General features: G+C 63.4%; 24 protein-coding genes. 8 read left to right on the top strand and 16 right to left on the bottom strand.

The features are described 5' to 3' along the window. On the bottom strand, window positions 1-266 hold a 266-nt coding region (locus J6497_RS34055), incomplete at its 3' end, for a transposase (protein ID WP_225708589.1). A gap of 128 nt (window positions 267-394) precedes the next feature. Here J6497_RS34055 and J6497_RS34050 point away from each other — a divergent pair. Further along, window positions 395-1012, top strand: a complete 618-nt coding sequence (locus J6497_RS34050; RefSeq protein WP_225708588.1) for a TetR/AcrR family transcriptional regulator — start codon at window positions 395-397, stop codon at window positions 1010-1012. 4 nt (window positions 1013-1016) lie between these two features. Continuing rightward, entirely contained in the window at window positions 1017-3131 is a 2115-nt protein-coding gene (locus J6497_RS34045) for an alpha/beta hydrolase (RefSeq protein ID WP_225708587.1), read from the top strand. A gap of 25 nt (window positions 3132-3156) precedes the next feature. Here J6497_RS34045 and J6497_RS34040 read toward each other — a convergent pair whose 3' ends face one another. The 8 genes from J6497_RS34040 to folE all read right to left on the bottom strand — a co-directional run bounded on the left by J6497_RS34040 (window position 3157) and on the right by folE (window position 9758). Then, window positions 3157-3948 (bottom strand): c-type cytochrome, encoded by a 792-nt coding sequence (locus J6497_RS34040; protein WP_225708586.1) that lies wholly within the window; start codon window positions 3946-3948, stop codon window positions 3157-3159. Further along, window positions 3945-5570, bottom strand: a complete 1626-nt coding sequence (locus tag J6497_RS34035) for a b(o/a)3-type cytochrome-c oxidase subunit 1 (protein ID WP_225708585.1) — start codon at window positions 5568-5570, stop codon at window positions 3945-3947. Before J6497_RS34035 ends, J6497_RS34040 begins: the two co-directional genes overlap by 4 nt. After that, the gene (locus J6497_RS34030; protein ID WP_225708584.1) at window positions 5560-6138 is read right to left on the bottom strand and encodes a cupredoxin domain-containing protein; all 579 of its coding nucleotides are present in this window, start codon (window positions 6136-6138) and stop codon (window positions 5560-5562) included. Before J6497_RS34030 ends, J6497_RS34035 begins: the two co-directional genes overlap by 11 nt. Before the next feature lie 2 nt (window positions 6139-6140). After that, the gene (locus J6497_RS34025; protein ID WP_225708583.1) at window positions 6141-6314 is read right to left on the bottom strand and encodes a hypothetical protein; all 174 of its coding nucleotides are present in this window, start codon (window positions 6312-6314) and stop codon (window positions 6141-6143) included. A 203-nt stretch (window positions 6315-6517) separates the two neighbouring features. After that, window positions 6518-7771, bottom strand: a complete 1254-nt coding sequence (locus J6497_RS34020; RefSeq protein ID WP_225708582.1) for a cytochrome c — start codon at window positions 7769-7771, stop codon at window positions 6518-6520. A 13-nt stretch (window positions 7772-7784) separates the two neighbouring features. Beyond that, window positions 7785-8396: a c-type cytochrome gene (locus tag J6497_RS34015; RefSeq protein WP_312010414.1), complete on the bottom strand. Its 612-nt coding sequence runs from the start codon at window positions 8394-8396 to the stop codon at window positions 7785-7787. A gap of 210 nt (window positions 8397-8606) precedes the next feature. Beyond that, window positions 8607-9035: a phosphoribosyl-AMP cyclohydrolase gene (gene hisI / locus J6497_RS34010; RefSeq protein WP_225708581.1), complete on the bottom strand. Its 429-nt coding sequence runs from the start codon at window positions 9033-9035 to the stop codon at window positions 8607-8609. Window positions 9036-9062: 27 nt separating this feature from the next. Beyond that, window positions 9063-9758, bottom strand: a complete 696-nt coding sequence (folE, locus tag J6497_RS34005; RefSeq protein ID WP_225708580.1) for a GTP cyclohydrolase I FolE — start codon at window positions 9756-9758, stop codon at window positions 9063-9065. Between the two features lie 249 nt (window positions 9759-10007). Here folE and J6497_RS34000 point away from each other — a divergent pair, with 249 nt between their 5' ends. After that, window positions 10008-10454 carry an iron-sulfur cluster assembly scaffold protein gene (locus tag J6497_RS34000; RefSeq protein WP_225708579.1) on the top strand — a complete coding sequence of 149 codons (447 nt, stop codon included), beginning with the start codon at window positions 10008-10010 and terminating at the stop codon, window positions 10452-10454. 139 nt (window positions 10455-10593) lie between these two features. On the opposite strand, the gene J6497_RS33995 is transcribed toward J6497_RS34000, so the two are convergent. Further along, window positions 10594-11538 carry a COG3904 family protein gene (locus tag J6497_RS33995; RefSeq protein WP_225708578.1) on the bottom strand — a complete coding sequence of 315 codons (945 nt, stop codon included), beginning with the start codon at window positions 11536-11538 and terminating at the stop codon, window positions 10594-10596. A 236-nt stretch (window positions 11539-11774) separates the two neighbouring features. On the opposite strand from J6497_RS33995, the gene yidD reads away from it, so the two are divergent. Continuing rightward, window positions 11775-12125: a membrane protein insertion efficiency factor YidD gene (gene yidD, locus J6497_RS33990; RefSeq protein WP_225708577.1), complete on the top strand. Its 351-nt coding sequence runs from the start codon at window positions 11775-11777 to the stop codon at window positions 12123-12125. Window positions 12126-12325: 200 nt separating this feature from the next. Next, window positions 12326-12493, top strand: a complete 168-nt coding sequence (locus J6497_RS33985) for a hypothetical protein (RefSeq protein ID WP_225708576.1) — start codon at window positions 12326-12328, stop codon at window positions 12491-12493. A gap of 25 nt (window positions 12494-12518) precedes the next feature. Here J6497_RS33985 and J6497_RS33980 read toward each other — a convergent pair whose 3' ends face one another. From J6497_RS33980 to J6497_RS33970, 3 genes are all read right to left on the bottom strand, one after another. Further along, the gene (locus J6497_RS33980) at window positions 12519-14288 is read right to left on the bottom strand and encodes a flavin-containing monooxygenase (RefSeq protein WP_225708575.1); all 1770 of its coding nucleotides are present in this window, start codon (window positions 14286-14288) and stop codon (window positions 12519-12521) included. A 130-nt stretch (window positions 14289-14418) separates the two neighbouring features. Continuing rightward, entirely contained in the window at window positions 14419-15633 is a 1215-nt protein-coding gene (locus J6497_RS33975; RefSeq protein ID WP_225708574.1) for a hypothetical protein, read from the bottom strand. A 2-nt stretch (window positions 15634-15635) separates the two neighbouring features. Next, a complete protein-coding gene (locus J6497_RS33970) occupies window positions 15636-17009 on the bottom strand; it encodes an APC family permease (protein WP_225708590.1) in 1374 nt (457 codons plus the stop codon). Between the two features lie 300 nt (window positions 17010-17309). Here J6497_RS33970 and J6497_RS33965 point away from each other — a divergent pair, with 300 nt between their 5' ends. Then, entirely contained in the window at window positions 17310-18587 is a 1278-nt protein-coding gene (locus J6497_RS33965) for an alpha/beta hydrolase (protein WP_225708573.1), read from the top strand. A 1-nt stretch (window position 18588) separates the two neighbouring features. Here J6497_RS33965 and J6497_RS33960 read toward each other — a convergent pair whose 3' ends face one another. Further along, complete coding sequence (locus J6497_RS33960; protein ID WP_225708572.1) at window positions 18589-19761, bottom strand: MFS transporter; 1173 nt, start codon at window positions 19759-19761, stop codon at window positions 18589-18591. 245 nt (window positions 19762-20006) lie between these two features. On the opposite strand from J6497_RS33960, the gene thrS reads away from it, so the two are divergent. Together thrS and J6497_RS33950 are read left to right on the top strand one after the other, a co-directional pair. Continuing rightward, on the top strand, window positions 20007-22055 hold the full coding sequence (thrS, locus tag J6497_RS33955; RefSeq protein ID WP_225708571.1) for a threonine--tRNA ligase: 2049 nt from the start codon (window positions 20007-20009) through the stop codon (window positions 22053-22055). An 88-nt stretch (window positions 22056-22143) separates the two neighbouring features. Then, window positions 22144-22707, top strand: a complete 564-nt coding sequence (locus J6497_RS33950; RefSeq protein ID WP_225708570.1) for a nitroreductase family protein — start codon at window positions 22144-22146, stop codon at window positions 22705-22707. Between the two features lie 67 nt (window positions 22708-22774). On the opposite strand, the gene J6497_RS33945 is transcribed toward J6497_RS33950, so the two are convergent. Then, window positions 22775-24025: a lipase family protein gene (locus J6497_RS33945; protein WP_225708569.1), complete on the bottom strand. Its 1251-nt coding sequence runs from the start codon at window positions 24023-24025 to the stop codon at window positions 22775-22777. Between the two features lie 66 nt (window positions 24026-24091). Beyond that, window positions 24092-26560, bottom strand: coding sequence for a putative bifunctional diguanylate cyclase/phosphodiesterase (locus J6497_RS33940; protein ID WP_225708568.1), 2469 nt, complete (start codon window positions 26558-26560; stop codon window positions 24092-24094). Window positions 26561-26677 lie beyond the last annotated feature (117 nt).

Here is a 26677-nt window from a genome sequence, read left to right as displayed (position 1 = left end):
TCCAAGTCGGGATCATCGGAGACGGCGTCGAACAGCCGCTTCCAGATATCCGCCTTCACCCAGTCGCGGAAGCGCGTGAAGACACTGTTCCAGTGGCCGAACGAGGGCGGCAGATCCCGCCAGGGACTGCCGGTTCGCGCGATCCACAGCACGGCCTCGACAAACCGTCGGTTGTCCTTGCCACTGCGGCCGGGATCGCTTGGCTTGCCAAGACAAAGCGGCTCCATCTTCGCCCATTGGGCATCAGTCAAAACGAATCGGTCCATCCATAGCTTGAATCACAACCGAGCCCGGATGAAAATCCTGAATCCCAACAGACCCTAGTTCTATGATGCCGTGATGCCCGGCCTTTTGCCGGGCATTGGCCTGTTGACCATGACGTGAGGGGACGAAAATGGGGCGCGCAGCAGCAAGAAAGATCGAGACGAGCACCGGCCTGCTCGAAGCAGCGAAGAAAGTGCTGCGCAGCAGCGGTTATGCCGGACTCTCGACCCGTGAGGTCGCAGCCGAAGCCGGCATGCCGCTGAGCCAGATCCACTATCATTTCGGCTCCAAGCAGAACCTGGTGCTCAAGCTGTTCGAACATCTGAACGCGCAACTGCTCGAACGGCAGAATTCGCTGTTCGGCGACACATCGCTGAAGCTGTCGGAGCAATGGGACCGCGCCTGCGATTACCTGGACGAAGACATCGCCTCTGGCTATGTGCGGGTGCTGCAGGAATTGATCGCCGTGAGTTGGCACGATGCTGAGGTCGCCAAGGTGATCCGGGCTGGCATCATGGGCTGGGTCGACCTGGTTACAGACCTTGCACGGAAGGCGGAGCGGAGGATCGGACCGCTCGGCCCTTTTTCGGCCGAAGAGATCGGCGCGATCGCCGCCTCCAGCTTTATCGGCGGCGAAAGCCTATTCCTGCTGGGACTGGAAAAGAACGGAAGCCCGATCCGCGCGTCACTGCGACGCGTCGGCGATCTCATTCGGATTGCGGAAGGTATTCGACCAGACGAAGGGTAATGCCATGCGCGCAAAATTGCCCGACAGCCACGGCTTCGTCACACGCGACGGCGTGAAATTGGCCTATGAGGTCTACGGCGATGGCGCCGAGACCATGCTGTTCGTCCCGCCATGGAGCATTGTCCATTCGCGTATCTATAAGGCGCAACTGCCCTATTTCAGCGAGCGTTTTTGTTGCATAGCCTACGACGGAAGGGGCAACGGAAAGTCCGACCAGCCGGAGGAGGTCGCCGCCTACACGCTCGACAATTATGTGGCCGATGCGCTCGCGGTGATGGATGCGCTTGACGTCAGGCAAGCGATCCTGGTCGGACTCTCCTTCGGCGGCCTGGTCGCATCCATTCTCGCCGCGCACCATTCCGAACGCGTGAGGGCGGCGATCGTGGCCGGCACGGTCTCGACCATCGGACCTGCGCACCATGCACGGCTTGCGCCTTCACATTTCGCGGCCAGTCATGACCGGTACGAAGGTTGGGACAAGTTCAACCGCAATTACTGGCTCGACGACTATCCTGATTTCGCCGAGTTCTTTGTCCGCAAGATCTGCAGCGAGCCGCATTCGACCAAGCAGATCGAGGACGGGATCGGCTGGGCCGCGCAGACGACCGGGCCGACCTTGATCCGAACGGTGGAGGCGCGCAGCATTCCGCCCGAATTCGACATCAGCGTGGACATGTACCGCAAGACCCGCTGCCCGGTGCTGTTCATCCATGGCGACGACGACCAGATCCAGCCCTGCGAGCGTGCGAAAGCAGCGCAGGCCGAGACGCCCGGCTCCGAATTTGCAAGTGTCAAACGCGGCGGCCACAACCCGCTCGGCCGATATCCGGCCAAGGCGAATACCTTGATAAACGATTTCCTCGAGCGTCGGCTCGGCGTCGCCGCGCCGTCGCGGCCAACCTTGCCGCGAGCCGCGCGAGAGAAGCGCGTGCTTTACCTCTCCTCGCCGATCGGGCTCGGTCACGGCCGCCGCGATATCGCGATCACGCACGAACTGCGCAAGCTCAATCCCGGCATTCAGGTGGACTGGCTGGCGCAGGACCCGGTCACGCGCTTGCTCGAAGCAGGCAACGAGCGGGTACACCCGTCAAGCCCGCGGCTTGCCAGCGAAACGCGACATATCGAGCTCGAAAGCGGCGAGCATGAACTCCACTGTTTCCAGGCGCTGCGCCGCATGGACGAAGTGCTGATCAAGAACTTCATGATCTTCCAGGACGCGGTCGAACAAGGCGCCTACGATCTCGTGATCGCCGACGAGGCGTGGGACATCGATCACTACTGGCATGAGCATCCCGAACTGAAGAAGGCCAAACTGGCCTGGCTGACCGACTTCGTCGGCTATGTCCCGATGCCGCCAGGCGGGGAGCACGAGGCGATGCTGACGGCCGACTACAATGCGGAGATGATCGAGCACATCGAGCGTCATCCCGGCGTGCGCGACCGCGCGATCTTTGTCGGCACGGCTGATGACATCGTGCCGTTGTCGTTCGGCGCCAATCTGCCGCTGATGCGCGACTGGGTACCACGACATTTCGATTTTTCCGGTTACATCATCGGCGAGCATCCCAAGACATTTGGCGGCCGCAAACAGCTGCGCGAACGGCAGGGCTACCGCGACGACGAGCACGTTTGTATCGTCAGCGTCGGCGGCTCCGGCATCGGTGCACATCTGATACGGCGCATTCTCCAAGCCTATCCCATCGTGAAGGCAAAACTGCCGGAGTTGCGCATGGTCGTCGTCGCCGGCCCGCGGATCGATCCGGCTTCGCTAGGTGCCCCCGCCGGCGTCGACCTGCGGGCGTTCGTCGCCGATCTCGACCGGCATCTCGCTGCGTGCGATCTCGCGCTGGTGCAGGGCGGGTTGACCACTTGCATGGAGCTTGCCGCCGCCGGCACGCCCTTCATCTATTTTCCGCTGCGAAACCATTTTGAGCAGAACTTTCACGTCGCCCACCGCCTTCGCCGCTATGGCGCCGGCGTTCAACTGGACTTTGCGGCGTCCACTCCCGCGGTGATTGCCGACGCGATGGTGCTGGCTCTTTCCAGCCCACAAAGGCCGCAGCCGGTCGAGGCTGACGGCGCGAGCAAGGCTGCGCTCATGATCGGCGAACTGCTGTAGCACGCTGCAGCGGCGTCGCGACGCCCTACGGCTGCGCCTCGTAGTAGCGCGCGACCTGATCGATCTCTTCCGCGGTCATCTGGCGGGCGACATTGCGCATCTGCTCGCTGATGTCGTTGCGGCGGGCGCCCGATGCGAAGGCCTGCAACTGCGCCTTGATATAGACGGCGGACTGGCCGCCGAGCCACGGGCTGCCAGCCTTGACGTCGATCTCGCCATGGCAGGAGCCGCAGGGCGGAATGTTGCGCATCGGCGCGCCCGTCACCACGATCGCAGGCGGCGTCAGGTTCGGATTGACCAGGCTGGACGGCACGCGCGGCAGATAGGCGTAATAGAGGGCGACGTCACGCATCTCCTGGTCGGTCATGTTGGCCGCGAACGGGGTCATGACGACGTTGACCCGCGCACCGGTCTTGAAGTCATTCAATTCCTTGTACGTCACCGCGGCGTACTGCCCGGCGAGGTTCGGCGAGTTCGCGTCGCTCACGCCCTGCGGCCCGTGGCAGATCGCGCAGCGCTGCGCCAGCGTCGCACCGCGGCCGATCGAAACCTGGTCCTGCCGCGTCAGCATTTCCGGAGTCATCACGACATTAGAGGTCTTGAACGCGGGCGGGACCGCGCCGGCCTGCGTCGACAGGCCGGGCACGCCGGCGGCACTGCAGATCGCATCCCAGATGCCGGAAAGCTTCAGATTGGGCTGCAGCAGCGGAAACCAGATCAATCCTGCGACCGCGGACAACACGGCGATCGCGACGGTGATACCGACGCTGATGCTGAACCAGGGATTGCGCAGCGAATAGAGCTTCTCCTCGCTCATCTGGCCGCTCCGACATAGACGGCGGGCACGCTGGTGCCCTTCAGCACCATCAATTGCGCGATCGGATAGCCGTAATTGATGACCGTCAGCCCGATCATCAGCGCCAGCCACAATCCAAAACTGTTGAGCGCGACAGGAATGCGCACCGGCATGTGCAAGGGGATGGCGAAGCGATAAGCGCCTGCCTCGCCTCTTGCCGCGAACTGGCCGCGGATCAGCACGATCAGGAACAGGATGCCAGACGTCAGCAGGATCAATCCGCCTGCCGCCGACATCGTCACCGAGAAGGCCTGCGGCGAGATCGCGGGATTGGCGTAATCGTAGAACGCCATGCGGCGGGGCATGCCGAGGATGCCGACATAGTGCCACGGGAAAGTGGTCACGATCATGCCGATGAACCACAGCCAGAGCTGTGCGCGCATCATCCCAAGGCTGTCCAGCGCGCGCCCGGTCAAATGCGGCCACAGATCATAGGCGATCGCGAAATACATGATGACGATGGCCCCGCCGAAGATCAGGTGGAAGTGGCCAGTGACCCATTGCGTGTTGTGGATGGTGGAATCGAGCTGGTAGCTCATGTTGATGAGCCCGCCGGCACCGCCGAAGCCAAGCATCACGAACGACAGCGCGGTCGCGAGCATGATCGGGTTCTTCCACGGCAGCGCGCCGATCCAGCCAAACACGCCCTTGCCGCCGCGCAGCCGGCTCGCGATCTCCGCGGACGCAACGATCGTGAACACCGTGAGCAGCGTCGGCAGCGCGACGAGGCCGGTGAACACCGAATGCATGAACTTCAATCCGGCGCCGACCTGCGGATCGGCGAACAGATGATGCACGCCGATTGGCATTGCGACGACGACGAACAGGATGAAGGCGATCCGCCCCATCGCGTCGCTGTAGAGCCGGCCGCCGATCGCGCGCGGGAAGATGACGTAATAGGCGATGTAGGTCGGGATCAGCCAGAAATAGACGATGGCGTGCAGCGTCCAGGAGAAGAATACGCGCGCCAAGCCTGCGTCGATGGTGGCGGTGAGCCCAAGCGCGGTCGGAATGATCTGGAAAATGAGCTCGAGCGCGGCGCCGACCGCGGTCCAGCCCCAGAGATAGGAGCCCGCGACGTTGGCGAACATCGCCAGCGGCACCGGCTTGTCCTGGTTGTCGCGCTTCCAGGCCGCGAGATTGATCGACATCAGCGCGACCCAGATCCATGAGCCGACTACAACCAGGACCACGCCGATGTAATAGAAGGGATTGCCGATCATCGGCGGATAGAAGGTGTAGAGCACCGAGGCTAGCCCGAGCGAGACCGGGATCATCGCGACTACGCTGCCGACCGCGACCAGAATTAAGCCGGCCCAGGCCCAGCGCCGCCCGATCAGCGGCTGCTCCAGCGCCGCTTCGCTGATGGCGTAGCCAAAGCCCATCGCGACCAGGGTCGGGAAGACATAGCCCATCACCGTGCCGTGCGCGGTGACCGAGCGATAATAGAATTCCGGATTGAAGTGCCAGGCGTTCAGCGGGCTGCGCACGAACATCTGCCAGGCGCCGAGCACCAGCGCCGCGCCGAATACGATGAAGGCGAGCCAGAAATGCGAAAGAATCAGCCGCTTGTTAATCAACACAGGTGAGCCTCCGCTTGCTCGCCGCCATGTTGCGGAACGCGGTCTGGTCGACCACCTGGACCTTGCCCCACATGCCCTGATGACCGATGCCGCAGAATTCCTGGCAGGGCATCACGTGCTCGCCCGGCGACTTGAAACGGATCGGCAGATCCGAGACATAGCCCGGCACCAGCATGGTGTTGATGTTGGTGCCCTCGATCAGCAAGCCGTGCACGACGTCGGCGCTGGTGGCGCGGATCGTGATCGGCGTGTCCGCGGGCACCACGAGGCATTGCGGGGTGAACGAATATTGCTGGCCGATCGCGCGCACCGTCACCGAGCCGTCGGCTTCCAGCGCGCTGCCGAGATTGCTTTCGACGAATTCGCCGGAAAGATGCAACGTGGTGGGATCGGCAGTCTCGACACGGCCCTGCGGCATCGTCGCCTGGTGGATACCGATGAAGGCGGCCATGCAGACGAGTACGCCGACGATCACGATCGATAGCGCCGCCCAGCGCCGCTCGATGCGCGCGGCAACCGCCTCGCCGAGGCCATGCGGGCCGTGACTATGATCGGTCTCGCTGGTCACGATCAGGCGCTCCGCGGCAGGAAGACGAAGAGATAGAAGGCGAACCATAGAGCGATGACGATCGCGGTCGCGATGCCAGCAACCGCGATCGCGCCGCTCGGACCTGCACGCACGATGGCATCCACCGCCTCGTCATCGGACGGCTGAGCCTGCTCTCGCGAGGATGAATCCGTCATGGAGGTCCCCTATAGCGCGATACCGCGAGTGGCTTCACCTCTCCCGCTTGCGGGAGAGGTCGGCGCGGAGCGCCGGGTGAGGGCTCTCTCCACGCGTTCGGACAGCGTGAATCGCGGCGACACCCCCACCCCGCCCTCCCCCGCAAGCGGGAGAGGGAGAGCAGCATTCGTCGCGGATGCAGTTCGACCTGATCTCATCATTTCTACTTCAGCGTGGCCGTGCGCAATTCGTTGGCCTGGCGCGCAGATACCGGCGCACCGCGATTACCCCAGGATGTCCTGATGTAAGTGACGACGGCGGCGACCTCATCATCGGACAGACGCTGCGCGAATGGCGGCATGCCGTAGGGCATCGGATTGCCCGCGGTGCCCGGCGGATAGCCGCCATTGAGCACCATGCGGATGGCGTTCACCGCCGACGACATCTGGATCGACTGGTTGCCGGCGAGCGGCGGATAATGCGGCGGCATGCCGAGCCCGGTCGCGCCATGGCAGCTTGCGCAGTCGCGGTCATAGATCTGCTTGCCGAGCGAAAGCAGAAGGCTGCTCTCGGACGAGGGCAATGGCGGCGACGGCCTGTCCGGCGAAGCGCCTTGCGCGAGGCCCTTCAAGTAAACCGCCATCGCGCGGATATCCTCGTCGTTGAGATATTGCAGGCTGTTGTAGACGACTTCCGCCATCGGCCCGTAGACCGCGCCGCGCGCGGAGACGCCAGTGCGCAGATAGTCGACGATTTCCTGGATGCTCCACTCGCCGAGGCCCGCCTCCTTGTTCGAGGTCAGCGACGGCGCGTACCAGTTCTGCATCGGGATCAGGCCGCCCTCAAACGCCTGCGATTCCGAGCTGCCGCCGAGCGCATTGATCGCGGTGTGGCACATGCCGCAATGGCCGAGGCCTTCGACCAGATAGGCGCCCCTGTTCCATTCCGCCGATTTGGTCGGGTCTGGCTTGAACTCGCCTTCGTTGAAGAACAGCGTGCGCCATCCAATGATCAGCGAGCGATTGTTGAAGGGAAAGGTCAATTCATGTGGCTTGTTGACCTGCTTCACCGCCGGGACCGAACGCAAATAGGCGTAGATCGCGTCGGAGTCCTCCCGCGTCACTTTCGTATATGAGCCAAACGGCATCGCAGGATAGACGAGGCCGCCGTCGGGGAAGCGGCCGTTGTGCATCATGTGGTAGAACTGGTCCGCGGTCCAGGTGCCGATGCCGGTCTGCGGATCTGGCGTGATGTTGGACGTATAGAGCGTGCCGAACGGCGTCTTCATCGGCAGCCCGCCGGCGAAGGTCTTGCCTTCGCGCGCGGTGTGGCAGGCAATGCAGTCGCCGGCGCGGGCGAGATATTCGCCCTTCTTGAGCAGTTCGGCATTGGTAGTTGGGTTCTGCTGCGCAATTGCGACCGTCGTGCCGGCAAGGCACAGCGTCAGAAGGATCAGCTTTGACGAGAGTCGTTGCATCGGCGATCTCCCTTCAACGCGGTTCGCTGCCGCATGCGAGCGGCATCGGCAAGCTGCCTTGCGGCGCGAATGACGGGTCCGTCGGCGCCGGGCGCGACGAGAGATAGGCGGCGACCGCTTTCACATCGTCTTCGGTGAGAAGGCTCGCGACGATCTGCATGCAATCCGGCGCGATGGCAGTGCGCGTTCCGTAGCGCCAGCCGCCGAGTTGGCCGCTGATATAGCTCGCGCGCAATCCGAGCAGGCCGGGAATCGCGGGCTCCATGCCACCGAGGTTTGGGCCATGACAGCTCACGCAGGGCGGGATGCCGCGCTGCGTGTCACCATTCTTCACGATCGATTCGCCGCGCGCGAGAATCGCGTCGCTGACGGTCGGGATCGCAGGCTCCGGGAATGGCGGCCGCAATGATGCGAAATAGTCGGCCATCTTCTTCAGGTAGTCGTCGGGCAAAAACTCCAAGAGATAGTTCATCGGCGGATATCTGCGCCGGCCATCCCTGAAGGCCACGAGCTGATTATAGAGATAGCCTGCGGGCTTGCCGGCAAGGCGGGGAAAATAGACGTCGCTCGTACCCTCGCCTTGCGCGCCGTGGCAGGAGGCACAAGCGAGCACGCGCGCCGCCATCGTGTCGGGCGCGCGTTCCGGCGTCTGCGCGTGCGCGGGAAGGAACGACAGCGCGAAAAAGACAAAACACGATTGAATCAGAGAAAGACGACGCGCCACCGCTGCGACCCCACTTCGACGACGAGTGGGAATTTTTACACATCACGCGCGCCGTGGCAACGAAGCTCGTGCGTTGCATCGTGCACACGCGCAACGACGAGAATATTGAGTCTATTTGCGATAGACTTTGTATGGATCGACCAAGCGTTCGGCGTCGATGAATGACAAACGTATGTTGCCATCTTCGCTCTTGATAGCGCGATAGAAACAGGAACGGCGCCCGGTGTGGCAGGCTGCACCGACCTGCTCGACGCGAATCCATACAGCGTCCTGGTCACAATCCATACGCATCTCGATCACGCGCTGGGTATGTCCGGAACTCTCCCCCTTGCGCCAGAGCGCGTTGCGCGAGCGGCTGAAATACCAGGCTTCGCCTGTCGCGATCGTCTTGCGCAGCGCCTCGTCGTTCATATGCGCGACCATCAGCACGTCGCCATTCGTGGCGTCGGTTGCGACACAGGTCACGAGGCCGGACGCGTCGAACTTGGGCTGGAATGCCAACCCCTCCTCGCGGTCGTGATCATGTGCTGACGTGGACAAGGGATAACCTCGCAATGTTGTGCGAGGTTACCGGTTAGGTCCTCGCACCAGGGACAGGAAGCGCTGCTGCTCCGCCGGATTGTCGCGGAACATGCCGGTGAAGCGGCTGGTGAAGGTCGACGCACCATGTTTGGCGACCCCGCGCACCGACATGCAGGTATGCTCTGCCTCGATCAGGACGGCAACGCCGCGGGGCTTGAGGATCTCGTCGATCGCAGCCGCGATCTGGGCGGTCAGATGTTCCTGCGTCTGCAGCCGGCGCGCAAAGATGTCGGTAAGTCGGGCGAGCTTGGACAGGCCCACCACCCGCTCGACCGGCGTATATGCAATGTGTGCCTTGCCGTAGAACGGCATCATGTGGTGCTCGCACTGCGAGGTGAACTCGATGTCGCGGACCAGCACGAAATCGTCGTAGCCAGCCGTTTCACCAAACGTGCGGTCGAGCACCTCGGCCGGGCACTGGTGATAGCCCTGGTAAAGCTCGTCAAAGGCCTCGACGACGCGGCGCGGCGTGTCCAACAAGCCCTCTCGGCCCGGATTCTCGCCGATATAGCTGAGCAGCGTCAGCACCGCCCCTTCCGCTTCAGCACGCGACGGGCGCGGCTGGTCGGCACGGACGGGAGCGGCAAGAAATTCGGACGGATCAAGCTCGGCTGGCCGGGTTTCGACCACCTTGGGCTCGTTGTTCTTGGCAGGGCGAATTGATTTGATTGCAGCGTCCATTCGACGTCTCTCCGTTCGACCGGTCCCCTTCTCGGACCGGGTGTGTCACCGGGCAGACGGGGCGGCTTCGTGCCGCCGGACGCCTGGAGTCCCTTCATCCTAACACCGGCAGCATAGCATTGGCTTCTGAACTGGCCCGCGCCGGTGGCATGGCCGGACTGTATTTCGGCCGATACCGGCCATATATAGGACCATAGAACCCTGCCGCCAAGGGCGCCCCTGCCCCTGTGCCTACGACCTTATATTCGCATGCTGAATGATATCTACAACAAGCGGATCATCGAACTGGCCGGGAATATTCCGCGTCTCGGACGCCTTCCCGACCCCGATGCCAGCGCCACCGCGCACTCGAAACTCTGCGGCTCGACCGTGAAGGTCGACCTCAAGATGGACGGCCCCGTCGTCACCGACTTCGCCCATGACGTCAAAGCCTGCGCGCTGGGGCAGGCCTCCTCCTCGATCATGGCAAGGCATGTCGTAGGCTCAACCGCCGATGAACTGCGCGAATTGCGCGAGACCGTGCGCAAGATGCTCAAGGAAAACGGCAAGCCGCCGGAAGACGGCAAATGGGCCGAGATCGGCCTGCTCGAGCCGGTCCGCGACTACAAGGCCCGCCACGCCTCCACCATGCTGACCTTCGATGCGGTGGTCGATGCGATCGGCCAGATCGAGGCCAAGGCCAGGCAGCCGGCGTAGGCGCTATCTCGCCGCACGTACCGTCGTCATGCCCGCGAAGGCGGGCATCCAGTACACGGTGAATTGTCCGTCAAACACAACAGTCTCGGCGTACTGGATCATCCGCCTTCGCGGATGATGACAAGGCAACGGAGCGGGTTTACTTCGCCGGCTGGACTGGAGGCGGCGTGGCGCTGCCGCCGGTGGGAACCAGGGCTTCCGCGGTCTTGGTCGATGTCGAAGTCGATGTCGACTTCGCCGGCTGGGCCTGCGTCTCGCTTTCAGCCGCGCTCGTGACGAAACGGTCCTGTGTCGGCTTCGACTTCGCGTCCGCGACTGGCACGGTGCCCGCCTTGTCCTGCGGCGGCAGCACGTCTGCGACCTGCTCGGTGGTGATGAGATTGGACAGCCGCAACTCGTCGCGCGACAATTCGTGCAGTTCCTCCCAAGGGGGAACGCTCAGCGCCAGAGACAAGAGATCGCCCGCGCCGCCCATATCGAAGGTATACTTCGCGAGACGGCCGATATCGCGCTCCACGATCATCAGGTCCTGCGCGGTGTAGCTGGCGGCACGCGCATCGTCGGTGCGGTCGCCCATCCAGATCTGGTGAACACGCACATGCGCGGTTTCCGGCACGTAGCGGGTCTTGCCGGACAGCAGCAGGAACACGCACATCGACTCGCAATAGGCTTCCGGCCTGATGCTGGCGCGCTGGCCCTGCGACGTCTGGTTGATGACGGTCGTGCCGACCGTGGTCAACGCTCCCAGGCCGCGGAAGCGGCGGCCGAGCGTGATGGCGTCGTTGACCGAGCCGCCGCTGGAGTCGAGCACAATGGTGGCGCCGCCGAGCTGGCGGCCGCGAGCGAACTCATCGAACTCACGCGGGCTGTCGGCGGTGATAATGCCGACGGCGGAGACCCATCCTCGGCAGTTGGGCTCGCAAGCCACCCAACTGAACCGCATCGGCATCTTGCGTTGTTCGAGACTGGCGCCGGCACGGGCCGAATTACCCAGCGTCGTAACCGAGCCGGGCACTGTGATGCAAAGGGCGGCGGCGCCGATGAGTGCCAGACCGCGAAGACGAAGCGACGTCACGAGCTTCAATTTGGTTCCTTCCCCCAGGCCCCATGGATGAGCAGTGGCAACGGCCCCATCGCAACGTGACATGATGGTGTCATCGAAGCGTTATCAAAACGGTAACCGTACTGACCTGTATCGTCCATAGGACCTTCGCTGCAGCGCCGCCCGTGCGGGGCAATAGTTGCGAACTGTGGCGTAAATATCTGCAAAAACAGAGTTCCTTGCTTTGGAACCCCCGCAAGACTACGTAAGTTCGCGGCATGACACTGTATCATCGAACATCACGTCAATCGCGATGCACGGATTGTGCCAGCGCAGCCCGGCGGCTGCCGCGCAATCTCGGTCGCGCACTGATCTGGATCTACCGGCACACGCTGTCGCCGCTGGTCGGCTACAACTGCCGGCATCTGCCGACCTGCTCGGTGTACGGCGACGAGGCAATCGAGCGCTTCGGCTTGTGGGCCGGCGGCTGGATGACACTGGCGCGTCTATTACGCTGCCACCCCTGGGGCACGTCGGGCATCGACAACATCCCGGAGCAGGCGCCGCCCGGTGCGCGCTGGTACCTGCCCTGGCGTTATGGCCGCTGGCGCGGCGTCAACGGGCCGTAGAGGGATGGTGCTCTTTCTTTGAGCATGATCTCCGCGCAAACGCTTGCGTTTGTCGCGAGGAAAACCGGTTCCCACTTTTCCGAATCATGCTCAAGCCTCTTCGCTGCAGCGCTTTCAGGCGACGCATGCATCGCTGGCGTGCGGGAACTGTGGCGGCAGTGCGGCATTGACTTCCTGCGTCCGCAGGGAGGACACCAACAATGCGCTGGAAAATCAGCCGCCATGGTCACGATCCCCGCCAGGTGGATCTGGTGGCCATCATCGCACTGCTCATCTTGATCGTTTCCGCGTTCCTCTATTTCACCCACAAGCCGAAGACGCCTGATAACAGCGCCTTCATCGTGCCGAGCCAGAGCGTGCACTGGTGATGCGGCTTGCGTGAATTGGAGCGGCTCACGCAGCCTCGAGCGCGTTGACAGCTTCGCCGTTGTACACGGGCGTCGCCATCCTGGCCTGTCGGGCTTTGATCTGCAGGGCCAGGATGCGTGAGTAAAATCGTGCCATTCCAACTCCGGCACTGTGAAACCACAACCCTTCCTGCTGCGTGGGCTTCCACATATTCCGCAGCTCCCCCTCCCAAGGGCCGGGATCGCAACGGGTACCTGAGCCAAAGCCCCAGAGCGGGCCGACCCTATTCACCGTCCCTGGGGGCAGGATGGTTTCGAACGAGGAGCGTTCGTAGCCGGTTGCGTAGAAGATCATATCAGCGGGAAGTTCGCTCCCGTCGCTGAGAACTACACTTTCTTCGCGAAGCGCCGTGATGCCGACGCCACTTCTCAGATTGATGCTGCCGTCGGCGATCAGCTCGGACGCACCGACGTCGATGTAGTAGCCACCGGGATCGCGCAGGACCTGGGGAAACACGCCGCTCTCGTCCTCACCGAAGGTCAGTCGAAAGCCGACACTCTCCAATCGCCGGTAGAAGGCCGCGTCTTTCTCCTTCACGTGCTTCACCAGCTTCTGGTGCATGCCCACTAGAACGCGCAAAGGGATGGAGGCGAACAACAAGTCCGCCAAGTCAATTGTGATACCCTGCGCCTTCGGCTCGGTGCCATAGAACTTGGCAAATCCTTCGAGCAAGGTCTCCAATCTCATTACGATGGTCGGGCTGCGCTGAATCATCGTGACGTTTGCGCCGGATGCCAAAAGATCCGCGGAAATATCGTGCGCCGTGGTGCCTGATCCCACCACCACGCACCGGCGGTTCCTGTGATGAGGATTGCGACGATACAGGCTTGCATGTTGTTGCAGTCCCTTGAACCGCTCCTTTCCGGGTATGTCCGGGACCTTCGGAGCCCCGAATAGTCCGGTCGCGAGCACAAGCTGCGCAGGGCTAAGCTCGATGATCCCGCGATCGCGACGTCTGACCTGCAGCCGCCATTTCCCTCGCGCATCATCGTATTCGGCCCCTACGCACTCCGCGCCCGTCATCACGTCGGCTTGCATCACCGACTGATAGGCATCCAGCCAGTCGGCGAAACGCTCCTTCGAGGGATGCAGCGGCCAGTCATCGGGATAGGAGAACCCTGGCATCTGATCAAAGTATGAGGGCGAGTGCAGCGTCAGCGAATCGTGGCGGTCTCGCCAGGTATCGGAGGGTCGTTCGCGGCGATCGATGATCAGCGTCGGGACGCCGAGCTTCCGGAGCTGCGCGCCCAAGCCAAGGCCGCAGTGTCCGGCCCCAACGATGACGCAATAGGGTTGGTTCGTCGAGGCGAACATGTCGCTGCCTCGCTTTTCGGGATGTGCGCCTCCGCTATGGCTGACATCGTCGGGGCTTGGCGATGCTTCGAGGCCCTTGAGCTCCACCATCGAGGTAAGCAATGTCCAGGCTTTGCCTTCTCTCAAGCGAATCACTGCTTTGCAGCGAGCGACCTGCGTCTCGAACTCGACTATCCCTTCGACGATGCCGTCTTCGAGACGCGCTGGTCTCGTTTGCCGCCATGCCGCGGGCGCCGTACGCGCAAGGCACGCATCCAACATCTGTCGGATTTCGTCACGACCTTCGGCAGTACGCACGTTCCAGGTGAATGCCAGCAGGTCACGCCAGAACGCGTCCGGATGGAACAGGATCAGCAGCGCATCAATGTCTGCGGCCGCTGCATTGGCATTAAAGAGGCCCAGCCATTTGCTGAACCGTTCGTCGGCATCGGTAGCGGTCATATCAATCCCTCTGACTTGGGTGACAGATCACTGACGACGCGCGGTTACGGATCGATTGCAGGAATCGCGATCGATCCAGCTAGTGAGTTACGATCGCAATACTCACCGGATGTTGAAGCGCGAGTGGAATCTAGCGCCCGAACCAGAAGAAGCCCCCGGGCGGCGGACCGAACAACGTCTCCGGCGGCCGCGGCGGCCTCGGACGAGGCGGCGGTTTGGGCGCTGGCGCATCCTGCGCAACCGCGTCGGCGGTTCCGAAGCCATCGCCTGGCAATTGCACGGCGAGCAGCAGGTTGGTTTCATGCGTGCGCCACCGATAGCCGATGCCGAAATCGATCGGCTGCGCGCGGCGGAACAGTTCGGCGTAGGCGTCCTGATAGCGGCCCGGGAACTCGGCGATCGGGCCGGCATAACGGCCGAACGGGAAGAAGCGCCAGCGCCTCTGGTTGAAGTAGACGAGCGGAATTCCGGAATCGTCCTGGATGATGGTGGCGCTGTTCTTGAGGATGAAGTCGCGCACGACGGTGAAATTGCCGGCGTGCATGAGATAGGACGCGCTCTTGAGCAGGCTGTTGCCGGGCGCGAGCGTCTCGCAGAATTTCAAAAAGCCGCTCGCCTTGACGCCGGAATTGGAGAGATCGGTCGAGAAATAATAGAGCGTGCGCTCGACGCCGTCATTGCCGGCGAAGGTGATGCGCGCGCCGCGCACCGCGCCTTTGCCACCGCCTTCCGTGCCGACGACACCATTCTCGTCGAGCGCGACCGGCGTGACGCTGCGGATGGTCTTGCCCGAGCGCGCCAGGAACACATAGAGGATGGGCAAGGTGCCGCTGATCTCGCCCTCATGCAGATCGACCTTCATCTTCTTGGTGATGAAGAAGGAGAAGCTGAGGATCGAGGACAGCGAGCGTTCGACATTGTAAAGCGCAGCAGCGACGTCGCCGCGCGGCAATCGCGTCAGGTCAGGCACGGAGCCCGCCGGCTCGAGCGCGCTCAAGACATAGGTCGTCGCACTGGAATAGAAGGCGTCGGCGTAGATGAAGTCGGGCCCGGAGAACATGTAGAACATGGTCGGCCGCGGCGCTGCGAGATTGGTCTCCGCCCAGGCGCGGATCTTCGACAACTGGCGCTGCTCGAGCTGCGCAAAGGCCTGGTCGAAGAATCGGGCGTGCTGTTGCCAGGCAGGATCCCTGGTCAGCGGGATCAGTGGAGAATCCGCCGACGGCATCATGCCCGCCAGGAAGCGCGCGGTGTCGTCGGCGGTCACAGTCGTGGCGGCACGCGCCGGCAGCGCCGCAAGCATGATGGCGAAAGCGAGCGCGACAATCTTCAATGACGGGAACATCCTCATTCGCGACCCGATGCTCCTGACGTCACCGGGTCCGCCGCCCCTTTGCGGAAAACGGCGTAGATCAAGAGGCCGGAAAGCATGATCAAGGTACCAAGCGCCGACTGCAGCGGCCGGCCGGTCAGTAGATAGTACATCATGAAACCGGTCACGAGCAGGAAAACCACTGGGGTGACCGGGTATCCCCAGGCGCGATAAGGCCGCGGCAGGTCGGGACGCGTGATGCGCAGCTTGATCACCCCAAGCACCGTGAAGAACGAGCAGAACAGAAGTGCGAACTGGATGAAGTCGAGCACCGCCTCGAAGCTGCGCGTGAACAGCATCAACGTCGCCACCGCAAGCTGGAACAGGATGGCGTAGGCTGGCGCGCCGCTGGTCGAGTGGCGGGCGAAGATCCGCAGTGCCGGGATGTCTTCGCCCATGGTCATCATCACGCGCGGACCGATCCACATCATCGCGCTGATCGAGGAGATCAGCCCGACACAGATCATCGCGCCGACAATGCGGCCGCCGACCTCGCCGAAGATATAGCTGCCGGAGATGCGGGCAACGTCGAGTTGGCCGGCAAGCTTGTCGATTGGCGCGGTGTGCAGGAACACCGCGTTCAGCGCGACGTAGAGCACGAGCACGATCAGCGTTCCCGACAGCATCGCACGCGGCAGGTTGCGCTCCGGCAGGCGCATCTCGCCTATGATGTAGGTCGCCGCGTTCCAGCCGGAGAACGAATACATCACGAACACTAGACTGATCGCGAACGGCGCGCTGCCGATATGGGAAAGATCGGCCGAACTCGGCGCGAACGAGATCGGCTGCGGGGTCGTGATCAAGTATCCGGAGACCAGGAACGCCACGATCAGCACCACCTTCAGGATGGTCGAGACCAGCTGGAAGGTCGAGGAATGTCTGACGCCGGTGAGCTGGATGATCGATACCAGCCACACCACGCCTAGCGCGAGCACCAGCGGCGGCGCGTTCGGCAAGACCGACTTGCCGTATTCGCCGAACGCCATCGCAGCGAGCGCGACCGGCGCGGCGAAGCCGACGGTCGCCGACACCCAGCCGGCGACGAACCCGAACGCCGGGTGATAGGCGCGGCTCAGGAAATTGTACTCGCCGCTCGAGCGCGGAAACATTGCGCCGAGTTCGCCATAGGAAAATACGCCGCACAGTGCGACGACGCCACCGACGGTCCACAGCAGCAGGATCGAGAAACCCGAGGGAATGTCCTTGACCTGGAAACCGAGGCTGGTGAAGACGCCGACGCCCACCATGTCGGCCACCACAATGGCCGTGGCCACGAGGACCGAAACGGTCGAGCCGCTTCCGGGGAGCGAACCGGACCATGCCGCGCTGCCCGTGTGTGATGCCGCCATATCGGACCGTACCTTCAGCGCCGCGCGCTTCAACGATTCTCATCGTGCAGGCGGAAAACGGCCAATTCAAGCAACGTTAACAAGCATCTAACTAAAGCCGAGATTCGGGTATTAAAATACCACATTGGTGCCTTCAAGGAGCCGGCGTTTGTGTAAACACCAGGGCCGGCCCACAATCGCGACACGATTGGATGGTCTTCTTGCTACTTCCGGATGGGGAAGTTTTCCGGAAGCTTAACGTCACCTAAACACCGGTGCGCTCAGATTCGGCGTTTGCCGGGAGTTCGGGGTAGTGGGTGGATGATCGGGGCGGCGAACCCAACGTTCCAGAAGCATGATCGCGCGGACCGGGTCATATACCCAGCCCCGCGGCTGCGCTCGCCGCGGCGCTGGATCGCGACCTGCTCGCTGCTTCTACCGCTCGCTGCCATGCTGGCTCAATGCGGCAGAGCGCCTAGCGCCACCGCGCTCGCCGCGAACACGCAAGCCGTTTCGGGCGACGCATTTGTAGATCGCTTCCCGGCACCATCGTTCAAGGAGCGCTTCCCGACCGAACAGGAAAGCTTCGTGCAGCGGCAGGCCGCCGTCCCCGGCGCGGAGCCGCAGCCGCAGCGTGCCGCGCCGGTCCGCGTGGCCTCGCTGATGCCCACGCTCAATCTGCCGCGGCCTGGCGAACGCGAAGGGCTGACGACGCTGGTTAGCATGAAATCCTCCGCCTTCCCCTATTTCGGCAACAATCCGCGCTCGGATGCCCCGTTCCTCAACGTCGCGAACGCCGGCCGCAAAGGCCATCGCAGCTATTCGGGCCGCGTCTATTGGCAGGACGAGACCTACAATGACAGCCGCGTGCTGGTGCACGTCCCTGAGAATTTCGACGTCCGCAAGCCGGGCGTGATCGTGGTGTTCTTCCACGGCAATGGCGCAACGCTCGAGCGCGACGTGCGCGACCGGCAATTGGTGCCGCAGCAGATCTCGGACTCCGGCGTGAACGCCGTGCTGCTGGCGCCGCAGATGGCGGTCGATGCCGCCGATTCCAGCGCCGGCAAATTCTGGCAGGTGGGCGGCTTCAAGCGCTTCCTCGACGAATCCACCTCCCACCTCGCCCGCCTCTATGGCGATCCCAAATCGGCGGCGGCCTTCGCCAACATGCCGGTCGTGATCGTCGGCTATAGCGGCGGCTTCCTGCCGACCGCCTGGAGCCTCGATGTCGGCGGCGCCACCAGCCGCGTGCGCGGCGTGATGCTGCTGGATGCGGTCTACGGTGAGCTCGACAAGTTCGCCTCCTGGATCGAGAACAACCGCACCGGCTTTTTCGTGAGCTCCTACACTCGCTACACCAAGCGACATGACGAGGAACTGATGACGATGCTCAGGAACAAGGGCATCCGGGTCCGCGAGAGCATGGACGGACCGCTGCAGCCCGGCAGCGTCGTGTTCGTGCAGACGCCCGACGGCGTCACCCACCGCGATTACGTGACGCAAGCCTGGACGCAGTATCCGGTGAAGGAAGTGCTGGTGAAGATGGCAGGAACCACATCGCTGGCGCGGATCGCAAACGCTCCATCGGCTAGCCGCTAGCTCATTGCTCCGCCGCCGCGCGGCGGGGCCCAGTCAGCACGATGGTGGCCAGCGCCAGCGCCACGAAAGCCGCGCAGACATAGCCCGTACCGTGGAACCAGCCGTGCGCAAACAGCGCGCCGCCGATCGCGGAGCCAATCGCCTGCCCGATATAGAGCACGGAGGTATTCAGCGACACCGACGCCGATGCAAGCGCCGGAGCCGCTGCGACCAGTCGCACCTGCTGCATTGAATTGGTGGAAGCAAAGCCGAGCCCCCAGATCGCAACTGAGCCGGCCATCAGTGCATAGACGCCCGCGCTCAGCGCCCAACCGGTCACGCCGATCAGCATCAGTGTGGTGAACAGCACCGACGTGCGATACGGCCCCCAGGAATCGACGATGCGGGTCGCGATCATGACGCCGATGAAGCCGCAGACGCCATAAAGGCCGAAGACGAGCCCGATGGCGTTGGGGCCGGCGCCGGTCAATCTTGCAAGCAGCGGTCCCATGAAGGTGAACACCACGAACTGGCCCGACATCTGCAGCGTCGTGATCGCGAGCAGCACGAGCACCATCCGGTTGCGGCCGAGCTCGGTCCAGGTCTTCAGATCGACGGGCGCGCCGAGCAACCCGCGCGGCAATCGCCACACCAGCAGCGCGCAGCTCACGCAGCCGGCCAGCGCGATGCCGCCATAGGCGGCGCGGAAGCCGTAATGGCTTGCGATGAAGGTGATCAGCGGCAGCCCGACCGCAGCCGCGAGCGACCAGCCGAGGAAGATATAAGCGATGGTCGAGCCGCGCCGCTCGACCGGCACGATCAGCGCGCCAGTGCCGGCCGCCTGCGGCGTATAGAGCGCGCCGATCGCCAGCATGATGAGGCGAATGACAAGAAGGCTCGCGTAATCAGGTGCCAGGGCGGAGGCGAGATTGGTGACCGTGAGCACCGCGAGCGTCACGCCGAGCAAGGTGCGGCGATCGATGCGGCTGGTCAGCCATGCCGTCAGCGGCGAACCGACGCACAAGACCATCGCACCGAACGTGATCAAAAGCCCCGCGGCGTGGATCGAGACATCCAGTGCACTGGATAGTTCCGGAAGCATCCCCGCCGGCGCCAGCACGGAGCAGCCGGTGACGATATTTCCAAGCATGAGAGAGGTGGGCGCCAAGCGCTCTGTCGCGGGCATCATTTTCATGCAGATGCATGTAAACCAGCCGGACGAAGAAGAAAAGGGCGCATTTGCAAACGAACCTCGGCGGCGGAGATCACGATCGGAGACCTGTTGATACGCAGCGGTTGAATGTCCTGCAGCGAGGACAACCAAGTCAATTCCTCGCTGATTTCTTGATATTGCCGGATTGCGTCGGCCGAATCGCCTGCTATATCGCTGCTTTCCGCTTACCTGCGTTCGTTCGCAGGAGTGAGCCACAGGAGAATGACATGTCCGACGATCACAAGTCCGAATCCGGATTCCAGTACAGCATCGCCAATCTCAAGCCCGCCCAGCCCGTGGAAAAAGTTACCCTCACCTTCCCTGACGGGGCGAAACGCGAGTTCGCCAGGAACATCACCGGGCTCGAGGTCGCCCAGGACATCTCGCCCTCCCTGGCCAAACGCACGGTGGCGATGGCGCTCGATGGCGTTCTGTATGACCTCAACGATCCCATCACGGAGGATGCGAAGATCGAACTGATCTCGCGTGACGATACGCGCGCGCTGGAACTGATCCGTCATGATTGCGCCCATGTGCTGGCGGAAGCCGTGCAGTCGCTGTGGCCGGGCACGCAGGTGACGATCGGCCCCGTCATCGAGAACGGTTTTTATTACGACTTCTTCCGCAACGAGCCGTTCACCCCGGAAGATTTTGCCGCCATCGAAAAGAAGATGCGCGAGATCATCGCGCGCGACAAACCTTTCAGCAAGGAAGTGTGGTCGCGCGAGAAGGCCAAGGAGGTGTTCCGCGACAAGGGCGAGGCGTTCAAGGTCGAACTGGTCGACGCCATCCCCGGCGACGAGCCGATCAAGATCTACTTCCAGGGCGACTGGTTCGATCTCTGCCGCGGTCCGCACATGACCTCGACCGGCAGGATCGGTAACGCCTTCAAATTGATGAAGGTGGCGGGCGCCTATTGGCGCGGCGATTCCAATAATCCAATGCTGACCCGCATCTACGGTACGGCATTCGCGAAGCAGGACGATCTCGACGCCTATCTGAAGCAGATCGAGGAAGCCGAAAAGCGCGACCATCGCAAGCTCGGCCGCGAGCTCGATCTGTTCCACTTTCAGGAGGAAGGCCCGGGCGTCGTGTTCTGGCACCCGAAGGGCTGGACCATCTTCCAGCAGCTGATCGCCTATATGCGTCGCCGCCTCGCCGGCGACTACCAGGAGGTCAACGCGCCGCAGATCCTCGACAAAGCGCTGTGGGAAACCTCGGGCCATTGGGATTGGTACCGGGAGAACATGTTCGCGGCGCAGTCCGCCGGCGATGAGGCCGAGGACAAGCGCTGGTTCGCGCTGAAGCCGATGAATTGCCCCGGCCATGTGCAGATCTTCAAGCATGGCCTGAAGAGCTATCGCGACCTGCCCTTGCGGCTTGCCGAATTCGGCATCGTGCATCGCTACGAGCCGTCAGGCGCGATGCACGGCCTGATGCGCGTGCGCGGCTTCACGCAGGACGATGCGCATGTGTTCTGCACCGAGGAGCAGCTCGCCGACGAGTGCCTGAAGATCAACGACCTGATCCTGTCGACCTACGCCGATTTCGGCTTCGAGGGCGAACTCACCGTCAAGCTCTCGACGAGGCCGGAGAAGCGGGTCGGCACCGATGCGATGTGGGACCATGCCGAGCGCGTGATGGCGACCGTGCTGTCGCAGATCGAGGCGCAGGGTCACGACCATAAGATCAAGACCGCGATCAATCCAGGCGAAGGCGCGTTCTACGGGCCGAAGTTCGAATATGTGCTGCGCGACGCCATCGGCCGCGACTGGCAGTGCGGCACGACGCAGGTCGACTTCAACCTGCCCGAGCGGTTCGGCGCGTTCTACATCGACCATGACGGCTCGAAGAAGGCGCCGGTGATGGTTCACCGCGCGATCTGCGGCTCCATGGAACGCTTCATCGGCATCCTGATCGAGCACTATGCCGGCAACTTCCCGCTGTGGCTGGCGCCGATGCAGGTGGTCGTCACCACCATCACCTCCGAGGCTGACGAATATGCCAAGCAGGTGGTCGCTGCGGCGCGGAGCGCGGGCTTGCGCGTCGAGATCGACCTGCGCAACGAGAAGATCAACTATAAGGTCCGCGAGCACTCGCTGGCAAAGATCCCGGCGCTGCTCGTGGTCGGCAAGAAGGAAGCCGAGACCCATTCGGTCTCGGTCCGCCGGCTCGGCAGCGAACGTCAGACCGTGATGCCGACGGCGGATGCGCTCGCCGCACTGGCAGACGAGGCAACGGCCCCGGACATCAAGCGGGCAAAGTCGCTGTCCTGACGCTGTAATCCATCTAAACTCGCTTCCGGTCGCGGGCGTTCGACCCTATCTTTTGGGCAGAATGCCCGTGACCTTGAGGAAAGCTGCAGTGCCCGACGCCATTGAATTGTTGAAAACCCGCCGCTCGGTCAAGCCGCGCGAGATGACCGGGCCCGGCCCCTCGCCGGCCGAGCTCGAGACCATTTTGACGATCGGCGCACGGGTGCCGGACCACGGCAAGCTCGCGCCCTGGCGCTTCATCGTGTTCGAGGGCGAGGCGCGCAACCGCGCCGGCGACGTGATCGCGAGCGTGTTTGCGAAGAAGAACCCGGGCGCGCCGGCGGCCGATGTCCAGACCCAGAAGCGGCAGCTCACCGATGCGCCGCTGGTGATCGGCATCGTCAGCTTCACCAAGCCGCATCCGAAGGTGCCGCCGTGGGAGCAGGAGCTCTCGGCCGGCGCCAGCGCCATGAACATCGTCACCGCGGCGACCGCGCTCGGCTACGGCGCATGCTGGCTCACCGGCTGGTTCGCCTTCGACCGCGATGTGCTCGATGGGCTTGGCCTGAAGCCCGACGAGAAGCTCGCAGGGCTGATCCATATCGGCAAACCGACCAAGCCGAGCGAAGACCGCCCGCGTCCGGCGCTGTCGGATATCGTGACGCGGTTCTGACGTGGTCTTCCCACCTCTCCCGCTTGCGGGAGAGGGAGCGCAGCATCGATCGTGGACGCAGTTCGCATCAGAGCGACTTGCGTGTACAGCCCTTTGGCGGCGGCTCGTTTGCGAATCGTGCCGCGGTCCACGCAATCAGCGGCTCTTCGAGCTTTGATCCCGGCTGCACCATGCCGTGATCGAGCCTCGCGAAGGTCCAATATTCGAGCCGCTGGCCGGCAGCGCAGCGCTCTTCGACATAGCTGGCGGTCACCGCCGGCGGCACCACATCATCCTCGGCGCCCTGCGCGATCACCACAGGCGCCGGGATAGGATGGTCGGGACTATTCTGCGCGAGTCTTGCGGAAAGCGCTGCACTGCTGCGTGTGGCCAATGCGGGACCTTCAAACGTCGCAGTGAGCGCCGCTGCCCGCAGCGGCTCCTCCGCCGGGAGGAAGCCGCACAGGCCTGCGATCCCGCGCGCGGCCGGGAGCGCCTCGGGGCGAACCGCCTGCTCGAAGGTAATGTCGGGATAGAAGCGGCTGTAGGCCAGCGCGACATACGGCCCGAGCCGTTTGTCGATCCCCTGGTTCATGGCAAGGATGTTCCGCAGGTTTGTGGCCGGCGCGATCGCGGCGACGCCTGCGATCTCGATCTCCGGCGCGTAACGTGGAGCGACGATGCCGGTCCACAATGCCGAATGTCCGCCTTGCGAATGCCCCCACACCACGGTGCGCGCCTCCAGCGTCAGCTCGGACATCTGCCGTGCGGCGCGTACCGAGTCGAGCGCGGCGCGCGCCTCGCCTTCGCCGATGAGATACGGATGCGGGCCGCCCTTCTCGGCGAATGAGTAGTCGGTCGCGACGATGACCCAGCCTGCCCGCACGATCTGATCGAGCGCGGGAATGCCCAAGGTCGGCGCCGATATCAGCGACGGCATGCATCTCTGCTGCAGGCCGGTTGTACCGTGCTCCCAGGTGATCAGGGGACGCGGCCCCGCTGGCGGATCGATCGGCGCAACCACGGTCGCGACCGCGGTTGCGCGCGTGATGTCGTTCACGGTGGTCGTATAAAGGATACGCCAGCCGCGCATACCAGCCGGGAGCCTGATGTTCCGGAGGGGCTCGCTGCGCAGCAGCGCGCCTGGCGTATCCGGCACTTGCGCCGGCGGATCATAGAATGCATCCGGCATCCGCACGGTGACGCCGGCAAACATGTCTTGCGCCGCCGTCGCAGTATCCGACTGAGCGGAGACCTCGAATGGCCCGCAAACGGTGCCCGCAAGCAGAAGCGGCAGCAAGGCGAACCGGATCACGCGACGGTCTGGAGCGATGGTCATCGTCCGTGTCCCATATCGCCGTGAGTCGACAAATTTGGGGCGGAGACGGCCGCGCGGCAAATGACGTCAGGCCGCCCTCGATGCGCGCGTCGCAAAGCCTGCCAACAGCGTTGCGATTTCGTCCGCCGGCCGTGCTGCGCTGAACAAGAATCCCTGCACCTCGTTGCAGCCCTCGGCGCGCAGCCAGTCGAGCTGATCGACCGTCTCCACACCCTCGGCGGTGGTGGTGATGTTCAGGCTGCGGCCGAGGCCCGAGATCGCGCGCACGATCGCCACGCAATCGGTGCGGCGCGCCAGATCCTTCACGAAGGAGCGGTCGATCTTGATCTTGTCGAATGGAAAGCTGCGTAGGTAACTCAGGCTGGAATAGCCGGTGCCGAAGTCGTCCATGGAGATACTGACGCCGAGCTCGCGGAGCTGATGCAGGATCGCGAGATTGGCTTCGGTCTCGGCAAGGAAGACGGACTCCGTAATCTCAAGCTCGAGCCGCCGCGGCGACAGACCGGAATGCGCCAGCGCCGAGATGACCGCCTGCACCAGATTGCGGCTGCGGAACTGCACCGGCGACAGGTTGACGGCGACCTTGATCTCGTCGGGCCATTTCGTCGCTTCCGAGCAAGCCTCGCGCAGCACCCATTCGCCAAGCTGCACGATCAGGCCGATGTCCTCGGCGACCGGCACGAACTCGGCCGGCGAGATCATGCCCTTCTCCGGATGGCGCCAGCGTAGCAGCGATTCGAACCCGCTGATCCGGTCGGAGGCGATGTCGACCAGCGGCTGATAGTGCAGCTCGAATTCGCCATTGGCGAAGGCATGGCGCAGGTCGCGTTCGAGATCGCGGCGCTTCTGCGCTTGGCGGTCCATCTCATGCTCGAAGAAACGATGCACCCCGCCGCCGTCCGACTTGGCGCGATAGAGCGCCATGTCGGCGTTGCGCATCAATTCTTCCGAGCTGGTGCCGTCGCCCGGCGATAGCGCGATGCCGACGCTCGCGCCGACCACCACCTCGATGCCGTCGATGTCGTAGCGCGCGCTCAGTGTCTCGATCAGGCGTTCGGCGAAGTCGCTCGTCTCGTTCGGCGTGACATCGGAGAGCACGATTGCGAATTCATCGCCGCCGAGCCGCGCGGCCAGATTGTCGCCGCTGATATCGGCCGTGAGCCGCTCGGCAACCTGCTTCAACAGCCGATCGCCCATCGCGTGGCCGAAGGAGTCGTTGACGTTCTTGAACAGATCGAGGTCGACGCACAGTACGGCGACGCGCTTGCTCCCCGGCTTGCTCCGCTGCAGCGCATCGCGCAGGCGATCCTGAAAGAAGTCCCGGTTCGCCAGATTGGTCAGACCATCATGATGGGCCATGTAGGCAATGCGGGCCTCGGCCTTGCGCCGCTCGGTGATATCGACCAGGGCCACGAGGTAACCGTCGCGGCCGTCGAAGGCGACGCGGCGGCCGAAAGTCAGCACATGGATTTCGCTGCCATCCGCCTTGATGTGCCGCCAGTCACGGCTGGAATGATAGACGTCGCCGATCTCCTGCAGCGCCTTGCTATGGGAAGCCCATTCGTCCTCCGGCCAGATCTCGCGCAACTTCATCGTCAGGAATTTCTCGCGCGAATAGCCATAATGCTGGACCGCCGCGTCGTTGACGCCGAGAAATTCCATGGTTGCGGCGTCGAACACCCACATCGGCATCGGGTTGTTCTCGAACAGCAGGCGGAAAGAGACCTCGCGCCGCTTCAGCGCCGTGACATCGGACAAAGTCAGCGACAGCATGTCGCCAAACGCGGTGACGGCGAGCCGCAGGCAGCGGTCTTCGCTCTCGATCTCGAACTGGGTCCCGCTAGCCCCGCAGACGGTCTCGCGCAGACGCTCGGTCACGTCGTCGGCGCAGAGCAGGTTTCCGCCTGCGCTGAGCCTCTGCCACAACAGCTCGCGCTCGGGGCGTTTCAGGAGCCTCGCCGCGCCCTGGTTGAGATGAACGATCTGGAAATCGAACGGCTCGCCACGCGGGTCGCGAATGGCGGCCAGCGACAGCACGCCTTCGTCGGTCGCCGCGAAGATCGTGTCGAGCAGATTGTATTGGGCGCCGCGCTCGTTGACATAGGCGCCGATCAGCGTGCCGCCCCAGCGCGAGGAGGTCGGCAGCGCCAGCACGTCATAGGTACGGACAAGACCGTCGCGCACGCAGTGCGCCGTGGCAAGATAGGGCCGGTGATTGAGAACCGCGTTGGCCGCGGCTTCGCCGAGGGCGGTCGCGCAATCCGGCGACAGCTCGTCCAGCGTCATGTCCCAGCGCTCGTCATTCAGCCATTGCTGGATGTACCGGCCGGGTTGCGAGACGCTGAGCGTACCGCCCCTTTCCTTGAGCAGGACGATGTGATCGGCGAGCCGGCCAAGGCTGCCGAGCATCACGTCCTCATAGCGGGGCAGTCTATTGCCCGGACGCAGTGCGGCTTGCCACTTGCGCTTGAGCACCGGGACGTCGCCGAACATTTCTGTGTTGAATCTTCCCGACGACTTCTTCGCCGCACTCATGACGCGCCCCGAACTACCAGATCATGGTCCGAACGAAGATCGGATCACGACCTCACTTCACATTCGAGCATGATCGCAGCGCAAACGCTTCGCGTCTGTCGCAAGGGAAAGCCGGCT

It is taken from the genome of Bradyrhizobium cenepequi (assembly GCF_020329485.1).
GTDB lineage: Bacteria > Pseudomonadota > Alphaproteobacteria > Rhizobiales > Xanthobacteraceae > Bradyrhizobium > Bradyrhizobium cenepequi.
The sequence above is the reverse complement of the archived record's forward strand: the minus strand, read 5'-3'. Positions and strand labels throughout refer to the sequence as shown.

What these genes read in the sequence shown, in the direction of transcription:
- J6497_RS34050 (WP_225708588.1), top strand. Translation starts at nt 395, where the DNA reads ATGGGGCGCGCAGCAGCAAGAAAGATCGAGACGAGCACCGGCCTGCTC.
- J6497_RS34045 (WP_225708587.1), top strand. Translation starts at nt 1,017, where the DNA reads ATGCGCGCAAAATTGCCCGACAGCCACGGCTTCGTCACACGCGACGGC.
- J6497_RS34040 (WP_225708586.1), bottom strand. Translation starts at nt 3,948, where the DNA reads ATGAGCGAGGAGAAGCTCTATTCGCTGCGCAATCCCTGGTTCAGCATC.
- J6497_RS34025 (WP_225708583.1), bottom strand. Translation starts at nt 6,314, where the DNA reads ATGACGGATTCATCCTCGCGAGAGCAGGCTCAGCCGTCCGATGACGAG.
- J6497_RS34020 (WP_225708582.1), bottom strand. Translation starts at nt 7,771, where the DNA reads ATGCAACGACTCTCGTCAAAGCTGATCCTTCTGACGCTGTGCCTTGCC.
- J6497_RS34015 (WP_312010414.1), bottom strand. Translation starts at nt 8,396, where the DNA reads ATGGCGGCGCGCGTGCTCGCTTGTGCCTCCTGCCACGGCGCGCAAGGC.
- folE (WP_225708580.1), bottom strand. Translation starts at nt 9,758, where the DNA reads ATGGACGCTGCAATCAAATCAATTCGCCCTGCCAAGAACAACGAGCCC.
- J6497_RS34000 (WP_225708579.1), top strand. Translation starts at nt 10,008, where the DNA reads ATGCTGAATGATATCTACAACAAGCGGATCATCGAACTGGCCGGGAAT.
- yidD (WP_225708577.1), top strand. Translation starts at nt 11,775, where the DNA reads ATGACACTGTATCATCGAACATCACGTCAATCGCGATGCACGGATTGT.
- J6497_RS33985 (WP_225708576.1), top strand. Translation starts at nt 12,326, where the DNA reads ATGCGCTGGAAAATCAGCCGCCATGGTCACGATCCCCGCCAGGTGGAT.
- J6497_RS33980 (WP_225708575.1), bottom strand. Translation starts at nt 14,288, where the DNA reads ATGACCGCTACCGATGCCGACGAACGGTTCAGCAAATGGCTGGGCCTC.
- J6497_RS33975 (WP_225708574.1), bottom strand. Translation starts at nt 15,633, where the DNA reads ATGTTCCCGTCATTGAAGATTGTCGCGCTCGCTTTCGCCATCATGCTT.
- J6497_RS33970 (WP_225708590.1), bottom strand. Translation starts at nt 17,009, where the DNA reads ATGGCGGCATCACACACGGGCAGCGCGGCATGGTCCGGTTCGCTCCCC.
- J6497_RS33965 (WP_225708573.1), top strand. Translation starts at nt 17,310, where the DNA reads ATGATCGGGGCGGCGAACCCAACGTTCCAGAAGCATGATCGCGCGGAC.
- J6497_RS33960 (WP_225708572.1), bottom strand. Translation starts at nt 19,761, where the DNA reads ATGAAAATGATGCCCGCGACAGAGCGCTTGGCGCCCACCTCTCTCATG.
- thrS (WP_225708571.1), top strand. Translation starts at nt 20,007, where the DNA reads ATGTCCGACGATCACAAGTCCGAATCCGGATTCCAGTACAGCATCGCC.
- J6497_RS33945 (WP_225708569.1), bottom strand. Translation starts at nt 24,025, where the DNA reads ATGACCATCGCTCCAGACCGTCGCGTGATCCGGTTCGCCTTGCTGCCG.
- J6497_RS33940 (WP_225708568.1), bottom strand. Translation starts at nt 26,560, where the DNA reads ATGAGTGCGGCGAAGAAGTCGTCGGGAAGATTCAACACAGAAATGTTC.